Source organism: Streptomyces sp. 8N114, assembly GCF_052245835.1.
Taxonomy (GTDB): domain Bacteria; phylum Actinomycetota; class Actinomycetes; order Streptomycetales; family Streptomycetaceae; genus Streptomyces.
Window position 1 is genome coordinate 1 of the sequence record NZ_JBQQBT010000050.1, and the last position, 8,622, is coordinate 8,622.

The 8,622-nt window shown below is 66.6% G+C and carries 8 protein-coding genes and 2 pseudogenes; 4 read left to right on the forward strand and 6 right to left on the reverse strand.

Annotation, left to right across the window (positions count from 1 at the left end; all coding sequences use genetic code 11):
• Positions 1-255 precede the first annotated feature (255 nt).
• Positions 256-850: pseudogene (locus ACTWQF_RS36560) on the forward strand (IS5 family transposase).
• A 21-nt stretch (positions 851-871) separates the two neighbouring features.
• On the opposite strand, the gene ACTWQF_RS36565 reads toward ACTWQF_RS36560, so the two are convergent.
• Positions 872-1,327, reverse strand: coding sequence for a VOC family protein (locus tag ACTWQF_RS36565; protein ID WP_443284090.1), 456 nt, complete (start codon positions 1,325-1,327; stop codon positions 872-874).
• A gap of 162 nt (positions 1,328-1,489) precedes the next feature.
• On the opposite strand from ACTWQF_RS36565, the gene ACTWQF_RS36570 reads away from it, so the two are divergent.
• Positions 1,490-1,663, forward strand: a complete 174-nt coding sequence (locus tag ACTWQF_RS36570) for a hypothetical protein (RefSeq protein ID WP_443284091.1) — start codon at positions 1,490-1,492, stop codon at positions 1,661-1,663.
• Positions 1,664-1,901: 238 nt separating this feature from the next.
• Here the strand turns inward: ACTWQF_RS36570 and ACTWQF_RS36575 are convergent, their stop codons facing one another.
• The 4 genes from ACTWQF_RS36575 to ACTWQF_RS36590 form a co-directional block, all read right to left on the reverse strand.
• Positions 1,902-3,005 (reverse strand): terpene synthase family protein, encoded by a 1,104-nt coding sequence (locus tag ACTWQF_RS36575; protein WP_443284092.1) that lies wholly within the window; start codon positions 3,003-3,005, stop codon positions 1,902-1,904.
• Positions 3,006-3,121: 116 nt separating this feature from the next.
• Positions 3,122-3,991 (reverse strand): ABC transporter permease, encoded by an 870-nt coding sequence (locus tag ACTWQF_RS36580; protein WP_443284093.1) that lies wholly within the window; start codon positions 3,989-3,991, stop codon positions 3,122-3,124.
• On the reverse strand, positions 3,988-4,593 hold the full coding sequence (locus ACTWQF_RS36585; protein WP_443284097.1) for an ATP-binding cassette domain-containing protein: 606 nt from the start codon (positions 4,591-4,593) through the stop codon (positions 3,988-3,990). Before ACTWQF_RS36585 ends, ACTWQF_RS36580 begins: the two co-directional genes overlap by 4 nt.
• 536 nt (positions 4,594-5,129) lie before the next feature.
• The gene (locus ACTWQF_RS36590) at positions 5,130-5,534 is read right to left on the reverse strand and encodes a RidA family protein (protein ID WP_443284094.1); all 405 of its coding nucleotides are present in this window, start codon (positions 5,532-5,534) and stop codon (positions 5,130-5,132) included.
• 521 nt (positions 5,535-6,055) lie between these two features.
• On the opposite strand from ACTWQF_RS36590, the pseudogene ACTWQF_RS36595 reads away from it, so the two are divergent.
• Positions 6,056-6,235 (forward strand): annotated as a pseudogene (locus tag ACTWQF_RS36595) (ATP-binding protein); the annotation flags it as partial.
• Between the two features lie 10 nt (positions 6,236-6,245).
• On the opposite strand, the gene ACTWQF_RS36600 reads toward ACTWQF_RS36595, so the two are convergent.
• Positions 6,246-7,067, reverse strand: coding sequence for an alpha/beta fold hydrolase (locus tag ACTWQF_RS36600; protein WP_443284095.1), 822 nt, complete (start codon positions 7,065-7,067; stop codon positions 6,246-6,248).
• 885 nt (positions 7,068-7,952) lie between these two features.
• On the opposite strand from ACTWQF_RS36600, the gene ACTWQF_RS36605 reads away from it, so the two are divergent.
• Positions 7,953-8,522, forward strand: a complete 570-nt coding sequence (locus ACTWQF_RS36605; protein ID WP_443284096.1) for a hypothetical protein — start codon at positions 7,953-7,955, stop codon at positions 8,520-8,522.
• The last annotated feature ends 100 nt before the right edge of the window (positions 8,523-8,622 follow it).

The following is an 8,622-nucleotide window of genomic DNA, read 5'->3' on the forward strand; positions in this document are numbered from 1 at the left end:
ACACACCCCCACCGCCCTCGCGATCTCCGCATTCGCGACGCCGTCCTCGAACAACTCGACCGCCCGAACACGACGCGCCTCCGCCAACTGAGGCCGCGACAAAGGAGGAAGGGAGGAGCCGGCAACCGAAGGGGAAGGTTGAAAAGCCACCCCGACAGCCTCCCACCCACACGGCCACCACATACACCGAACTTACGAAAAGATCAGTAGGGCATGTATCGAAAATGGATCTCGAGTGATGAATGATCACGGCTCATGGCGCGGGGAGATCTCACGGATGCCCAGTGGGCGGTGTTGGAGCCGTCGTTGCCCAAGAGGGCGAAGGTGGGACGGCCGCCCCTCTGACCCCGGCGGCAGCTGATCGACGGCATACGGTTCCGGGTTCGGACAGGAGTTCCTTGGCGGGAGGTGCCCGTCGAGTACGGGCCGTGGGGCCGGATCTACGATCTGTGCCGCCGATGGCAACGAGACGGCACCTGGCACCTGGTCCTCACACGACTCCAGCCCCCGGCCGACGCGAAAGGCGGGATCAGGTGGGACCTGAGCGTCGATTCCACAGTGTGTCGCGCCCATCAGCATGCGGCAGGGGCCAGGAAGCAGGGGGACCTACAAAAGGAACCGCCGGGCGGAGTGCTGGCCGAGCCCTGTGATCAAGGGCTGGGACGCTCACGCAGCGGGTTCACCACCAAGCTGCACGTGGCTGTCGAGCGTGGATTACCGCGAGCGCCATGCGGTTGAGTGCGGGATCAACCGACTGAAAAGGCACCGGGCAGTGGCCACGAGGTACGACAAGCTCTCCGTCCGCTACGAGGCGACGGTGCTGGTCGCAACCGTGAACGGGTGGCTGTGACCAGCACCGTCGCAACGGCCCTCAGACCACGTCGAATTCGTTGCCCTCGGGGTCCTGCATGGCAGCGGCGTAGAGCCCCATGTCCGGCTCATCCTTGATCCGCAGCACGGTGGCACCAGCTTTGACCAGCCGTTCCACCGTAGCCTTGACCCGCTGTATGCGGACGTCCAGTGGGACGTCACGGCCCCCACCGACCTTCAGGTCGAAGTGCCACCGGTTCTTGGCGACCTTCGGCTCCGGAACCTGCTGGAACCACACCCTCGGTCCACGTCCCGCAGGATCGATGATCGACTCCGGAATATCCCCGGCACCGGCCGGCAACTCTGCCTCGGGCACCCCCATCGCCGCCCAATAGGCACGCCAGGTGGCGTGCCCGCCCGGCGGAGGCTCAGGCACGTAGCCCAGGGCCTCGGTCCAGAAGGTCACCATTCTCTGCGGATCGAAGCAGTCGATCGTCAGCTGCACTGTCATCTCCACGCTCAGAGCATCCCAGGCAGGTCTGACAGAAGATCCACTTTCGAACCCGCTCGCCGATGCCCTGCGCCGGGATACGGCCGCCCTCCTGGAGGCTCTTCAGGCCGGACGGTTGGAGCCGGAACGGGCCGAGTGGGTTCTCGCCGAGGACCTGGCCCGGAGCCCGTGGGACGGGGCGGTCTTCCGCTTTCGCTGCGTCATCTCCCCCCGCAGGTCCGCTCGGGGCGGCTCATCGGAGTTCTCGCGCCGGCCGCCGAGGTCCTGGACCAGGTGGACATGGACCAGAAGCTCGTGCTCCGGCTGCGCGTCCTGCTCGATACGCTGTCGCCGACTGCCTGATCTACTGTGCGCCCAGGTCACCACTCGGTGGAGCACCAGGCGGGCAGCGGTCTTCCAGCAGCGATCCGGCGTGACCACGACGGATAGGCGCCAGCGGCAGGCCGGCCGAAGGTTGCGGGCGGGGGTTTTGTCGTGCTGGACGGGCGTGATCCTGTGTGCCTGCTGAGCCCCCGGCACGGCTCTTTCGGGGTTCGTGGCTTGTTCCTCGAACGTCATGGCCGGCTGGGTCAGGGGTTTTTCAGCAGTGGTCCCACCACCAGGAGATGCTTGGGTAGGGCAGGGGGCTGGTGTCGGTGGTCGACAGAGAGGGTGCCCAGCACGCGGGTGTCTTGGCGACGTCTTCCACGGCGAAGCGGTCTGCGGCTGACGGGTTGTAGCGCGGCGCGGACAGGGTGACTTCGGTGTTGGCCATGATGAACTGGCCGAGTCGCTCGATGAGGTACTGCAGGGGCGGCTCGGCCGTGGGCATCAGGCGCTCGCGCAGACGGAGGATGAGAAGCATCAGGCGGTCGCGCGTCTCGATCGCCAGGGTGACGGCCTGGTCGAAGGAGAGCCGACGGGTCGCCTGCAGGACGCCCACGAAGTTCGGGGAAGTCTGGCCCTCTGCTTTCTCCTTGTGGTAGGAGAAAACATCGTTTTCCAGTCCGACGATCAGGGATGTGCACCCGACCAGTGCCTGGACTGCCGGTGCGTTCCAGTCCTCGTCTGTGATGGGAGCGGGGCCGCACATTTCGATGAACGTGGCCCACGCGTAACCGCCGACGTCGTGCATCCGCAGGGCGAGGTATTCGTCTTCGTTGGGTTCGTCCAGGTGAATCTTGTGCACGCCGCTGGTGAGCAAGCACCTCATGCCGGCGCTCATGCGGGCCGCCTGTGTCGGTGTGCACTCCGGGCGTAGTTGCTCCATCACGTCATGCACTGCCGCGATGAAGGGGCTTTCATTCTTCGGGACTCGGTATCCCGGAGATTCCATCACATGCGTGATCTGGCCCACGAGACGGATGACTTCGCTGGCCCGGCTGCGGGCTTCTGGGTGATCGAGCACATCGTCGTCGATGACGAGTGCCCACTCCATCGCGCAGCCGATGGCGCGGAGCAGCGCCTTGCTGGTCTCTGGGGTAGAGGACCTTCCAAGGGCCCAGCCCGTGGCAGTTCCGGGAACGTAGTGGGGTTCGGGGCTCAGTTCGGTCCACCCGTACGACTCTTTCCACGCTTGGACCTGGGCCGCGACGTCCGTGGGGACGTGGGAGGGCTCCTGCATCGGCAAGGGGTAGTGGAAGCGCGGCCGGGGACCCTGCTGGGCTGGAATCGTCGTCTGGTCCACTTCTGATGTGCTGCTCATGCTTGCTCCTTCGTCGGTGCGGAGTCCTGAGGGCGAGGGCCTGAATGCGTGCCCGCACTGCGATCGGCGGGAGAGCGCTAATGCCGCCCGACCGGGGTGGATGCGGCGGATATCGGTTATGGGGAGCCCGGTGAGGAGTGCTGGCCGGCAGCTGGTGCCCGCTGGGCTTCGAGGGACGCAGCGTCGCGTGGTTCCGCGCTTACGGGCCGGTGGTGACGGCCTGGTCGGGGCAGGGCGTTGCGGGTGCGGTGGTGGAAAGCAAGGAGAGCAAGGAGTGCGGCGGCGGCGAACCACAGCAGCTGCAAAGCGAGGTATGCGGGTACGGAGGTGCTGGAGAACCCGGCGGCAGTGGCGGCTTGGACGGAGCCGTAGGTGGGCAGCAAGCGTGTCAGCGGGTTGTCGGCGCCGGAGCTGACCATGGGGTTCTGCAGGGCGACGTCGATGACGCTGGTCATCACCAGGGCGAACATGCCCTCGACCTCGCGGCGCAGCAGGGACCCGAAGACCACGCCTACGGCGCCGTAGGTCAGCGCGGCGCAGAACAGGGCGGCGGCGAGCAGGTAGGGCTGCTTCGGTGTCCAGGCGATGCACATGGCCGCGGTGGCATAAGCGGCAAGCAGCGCGGAAGCCAGAAGCAAAGAGGCTGCCTTGGCCAGGACGAGATGGGTGCGGGGGTAGCCGGCCATGGCCAGGCGCCGGTCGAAGCGCCCGCCGGTGAAGGTGGCGGCGAACATCATGAACCCGGTGACAAGGGTGACGGCGTTGAGGGCACCGGTGATCTGAGTCAGCTCATTTCCGGCAGGCGCCAGCCTCTCTCCGGTGGAGGCCAGTTGGAACCGGGCCGCTTTGTCGGGGATGGTGAGGTAGACCAGGCCGACCCAGGTGGGAATGAAGAAGACGACCAGCAGCATGGCGAACCGGTTGCGGGCGTGCTCGATCAGGTCGTACCGGGTGGCTGTGGTGAACAGGTCCAGGTGTGCCCTCATGCCGGTGCCGCCGTCTCCAGGTGCAGCGTGCCCGCCTCCAGGCGCCACAGCTCATCCAGGCGTTCGGTGTCGTAGGCCAGATGGGAGACCACCAGGACAGAGCGGCCGGCGTCGCGCAGTTGGTCGGCCAGTTCCCAGAACCGCTGGTAGGTGTCCCAGTCGAAGCCCTGGTACGGCTCGTCCAGCAGTAGAACCTGCGGATCGTGCATGAGCGCGAGGGTGAGGTTCAGCTTCTGCCGGGTCCCGCCGCTGAGCACCCCGGCGCGCACATCGGCGTACTGGGAGAACTGCAGAGCCTCCATGACCTTCTCGGCATGACGCAGGTCGGCCAGCGCGAAGGCCGTCTTGAAGAACTCCAGGTGCTGCCGGACGGTCAGGGCGTCGTTGAGGACCACATCCTGTGGGCAGTAGCCAAAGCGCCCCCGGTGACGCACCGCGCCACCATCCGCCCGCAGCTCGCCGGCGAGGATCTTCAACAGGGTTGTCTTGCCCGCACCGTTCTCACCGACGATCCCTGCCAGCACACCGGGCCCGAGGTCCAAGTCGATGCCCCGCAGGACCACCCGCCGACGGTAGGCGTGATGCACCCCGCTTACCTCCACCGCGCCGCCCCCGCCCATTCAGTAAGTACTGTCGCCACATCATTCGGAAATTTGATGGCAAGGAAACGGGCAGGTACGCAGCCTTATCGCCAAACCGCTCGAAACGGTGAAACAGACGCACGACGTAGTTCGATCCGTCGCGTGCCTGCGCCTGTGTGGAGGCCAGCTCTGCCCACGAGGTCTGAAGAGGACTGACAGCTATTGGGGCCGCAGTTTTGCCCTCACGACCAGACAAGGGGGCGGCGCCGGGTACGTCCGCATGCACTCGGAGCGCCTGATCACGCGCGAACTCGTTCGTGGTCCACGGCCGGACCGCCATCCACGCGCGAGTTCTCGCCCGAACGCCGACAGGCTTCCTCTGCTGTGTCAACAACGCCGCCGGCGGGGCCCGCTACCGTACCCGTAGCCGCGCACCAGCCGACGCGGCAGGTGTGGAGGAGAGGAGGGGTCCTGGATGAGGGAGCCCCCGGCTACTGCGAATCACTGTGGGCGGGCCCCATGGCTGGATGGGGCCGATGTTGTACGCGCAAGATCCGCTACGGCCGTACCGCCACTGCATCCACCTCGAACAGCATTCCCGGCAGTGCGAGCGAGGCCACGCCGCTCAGTGTCTGGGCCGGCAGCCTGTCGCCGAAACGGGCGTGCAGCGCCTTGCCGAGGATCTCCAGCTTGTCGAGATCGTGGTCGACGATGAAAGTACCGAGGCGGACCACGTGCTCGTATTGAAGCCCGACCCCCTCCAGCGCCGACCGGAGCCGGTCGAAGGCCAGGTCCACCTGGGTTGCGAAGTCGCCTGGCACCGGAGCGCCGGTGGCGTCGGAGGCGTACTGGCCGCCGATGAAGACGAGTTGGCCGGGTGCTGAGACTGCGTGGCTGTAACCGAAGGGGGTCGGGTCATGCAGGGCGGCCGGGTTGGTGATCGTGCGCTGATCCATCGTCATGCCGGTTTCAACGTCCCGGCAGTGCCTGCACATTCCGCATCCACCCAAAACGGGTGGGTCTTGCAGGACCTGTGCTTCGCTTTGCTGCTTGCTGCTCGCTGCTCGCTGCTCGACACGTCCTGCCTCATGCCGGTGATGGTCACCGGTCGTGCGGGAGCGTACATGCCGTGATCAGCCAAGCACCTATGGCCTTCGCTGGCGGTGATGGCCGGCGACGCAACAGGGTGACCGGGCCCGGCTGTGGCTGCACGTGGCCCGGCCACCCGCCAGCGTGCATGATCCCCACCCCCACCTCGTACCCCCGGGAGATGGACTGCCGGGGATGAGCCTCCCCTCCTGGATCAGCTAAGACCCGCCATCCTCCGGGTCCGGTTGGTACGGATAGTGCGTGGGTCGAGACGTGAGGTAGATCTGTTCGTCGTTGAGGGGCCGTTGCCGGACTCGGCGGCAAGCGCGGCGGAGATCGCGCGGCGGATGCACCAGCTGGAAGCGATCCTCCGCCCGGTGACAGGGGAGGAGGCCACCTGCGCCAGGCCCGCACCACGGACGAGCGCGGCCGCGGACTCTTCCTCGTCGCCCAGCTCACCCAGCGCTGGGGCACCCGCTACGTAGGCGACGGCAAGACCATCTGGACCGAGCAGTCACTGCGCCAAAGGCCCGCCGACGAGCCTTCGCTGCTGTTCGAGGGGCTGGAGATCTGAGTCGGCCGACTCATCCGATGCAGTGCGGTTGGAAGCCCGGGTCGGCCGGGCCCTTGCGGCCCAGGGCGTTCTCCACCCACTGCGCGACGACCGGGTCCTTCGTGGCCTGGTCGTGCTCGGTGGTGTCGAGCCGGCACTTGTCCTGCAGGAGGACGTTGGTGACATGGTCCGCAGGGCCGCTCAGGAACGAGCTCGTGTAGGGGACCACGACTTCGTCGTACTTGGTGGCGAGCTGCGTGTACTCCGGGCCCGTGGGTGTTTCGGGATCGGCGTTGAGCTTCTTGAGCAGGTCGGAGTCGGTGGTCTGGTCTGCGCAGGACGGGCAGACGGTGGCTCCGGCCGCCATGGCCACCGGGTTCGAGGTGCCGTGGTTGGACGGCACGATGCCGACGAGGTCGTCCACCTTGGTCGCACCGCCGAGGAACTTGATGTAGTACCGCGGCATCATCCCGCCCTGGCTGTGCCCGACGAGGTCCGCCTTCTTCGCGCCCGTCGAGCCGAGTACGGCGTTCACGAAGTCACGCAGCTCGGCCGCCGAGTCGGGGATGGGGTCGGTGGCGGCATGCCCGTAGTTGAAGGCGAAGACGCAGTAGCCGTCGTCCGCGAGCTTCGGTGACAGTGTGGCCCAGTTCTCGGCCATGGTCTTGAACGTGCCGTTGACCAGGATGACCGGCTCGGGGTGCGCCGAGCTCGGCTTGCACGACCAGTCGTTGGCGCCCGCCGGGGGGATATCGGTGACGTCGGCGTGAGCCGTGGCGGTGAGGCCCATGGAGCCGAGGACCGCTGCGGCGGTGGCAGCGGTCAGAAGCTGGAGGCGGGTGCGTAGACGCATGGCGTGAACCTTTCTCGCTCCGGCCCGTGAATCGAACCAGGGTCGACAATGCCGAACCGCAAGCGGAATGGTTATTTACTGGTCAGTAGGTGTCAAGGCTTCTGGCGCCCGATGGATGTCACATCGCCGAGTCCTTGTGGTCACGGCTCCGGGCATGTTGCGCGCGACGAACAAGGCAATGAGCAAGGTGATGATCAAGCCAGTGAGCAAAGTCGCTGGTCGGTCGCAAGCCGGTCGGCGACCAAGCGGGCCCTCAGGAATGGGACGAATGGTGACAAAATGGATAGAGCGCAACTGCGCGGTCGGCGAGCGTGAGAGAGGTGGCGGGTCATGTCCGCCCGGTCCCGTGGCCTTGGCACGGCCACCGTTCCTCCCAGCTTCCGGCAGCCGCGGAGCGAGGAGTACGAGGACCCGTCCGGGTAGGCCCGGTGATCTTCGGCGCGCTGAGCGGCCCTAAGCATGTGCTGGAGGCAGCGAACGCGGCGTTCTTCGAAACGCTGGGGGCTATCGCCGTCGTACCAGCCTGCAGGCCGTCCGCCACCGCCAGGGGGGTGTAGCCCAGGCCGTACAGCGCGCTCGCCGCCTGCTCCAGCCGGTGAGGGTCGACCTCGATTCGGGTGGTGAGTCCAGTGACCGGTACAGGCGCCGGTAGAGGGAGTCGGCGGCGACCTTCTCGTCGGCACCCGGCTGGTGGTTCCTCGTCCACCAGGCGACCATCCGCTCGACACAGCTAGGACACCCGACCGGGCGCTGAACGGGGGAGGAGGAACGCTGGGGTGAGCGCACCGGATTCTTCAAATTTCGGGTAGCGCCGAAACTCCTGGTTCCGGCGCTCAGGGGACATGAACATGGCGGTTCTCGGATCAGTCGCTCAGGGGGAATCCCATGATCAAGCAACGGACGGCCGCCCTGGGTTGTGGCGCGCTGCTCCTCGCGGGCGGCGCGCTGGCCGCCACCGGCAGCACCGCCAGCGCCGATACGCCCCAGGCCGAAACCACCCACGCCCGCACCACCACCAAGTCCCAGCCCCAGGAGGCCAAGGTGTTCTGCCAGCCTGCGAACGGCTGGGCGGTCTTCCTGAACAGCGGGGAGCGCACCTACAAGGGCCGCTTCACCTCCATCGACACCGACGGCTGGACAGACACACAGGCCCGCGCCTACGCGGAGGACATCTCCGAAGGCGACCGCGTCGTCGTCCAACGCAGCAACACGCCGACGCGGATGGTCGACAACCCTCAGCACCCCAAGACCAGCTACGTCAACGACAAGCTGGGCGGGTACGGAAGCTGCGGCCACACGGCGAACTGGGCCGAAGCAAACATCGATGACTACATCCTGACGCCGTCCGTACGCCTGCAGACCAGCAGCGGCAAGTACTCCTACGCCGTACGCGCCTGCGTCTTCCCGGAAGAAGGAGGCAAGGGCTGCAGTGCGACACGAAGTCGCTCCCTATGAGCGGACGGTCTGAAAGGAGAAAGGAAGAGTCGGACCGTCCCGGATCAGTGTCCAGATCCGTCCCCACGCTCGCATGCGTCGCTGGCAACGGCGGTGTGTG

Bases quoted from the DNA above. Each gene is read 5' to 3' on its own strand.
- ACTWQF_RS36575 (WP_443284092.1), bottom strand. From the start codon at position 3,005: ATGAGCAGCACATCAGAAGTGGACCAGACGACGATTCCAGCCCAGCAG.
- ACTWQF_RS36580 (WP_443284093.1), bottom strand. From the start codon at position 3,991: ATGAGGGCACACCTGGACCTGTTCACCACAGCCACCCGGTACGACCTG.
- ACTWQF_RS36605 (WP_443284096.1), top strand. From the start codon at position 7,953: ATGATCAAGCAACGGACGGCCGCCCTGGGTTGTGGCGCGCTGCTCCTC.
- ACTWQF_RS36590 (WP_443284094.1), bottom strand. From the start codon at position 5,534: ATGACGATGGATCAGCGCACGATCACCAACCCGGCCGCCCTGCATGAC.
- ACTWQF_RS36600 (WP_443284095.1), bottom strand. From the start codon at position 7,067: ATGCGTCTACGCACCCGCCTCCAGCTTCTGACCGCTGCCACCGCCGCA.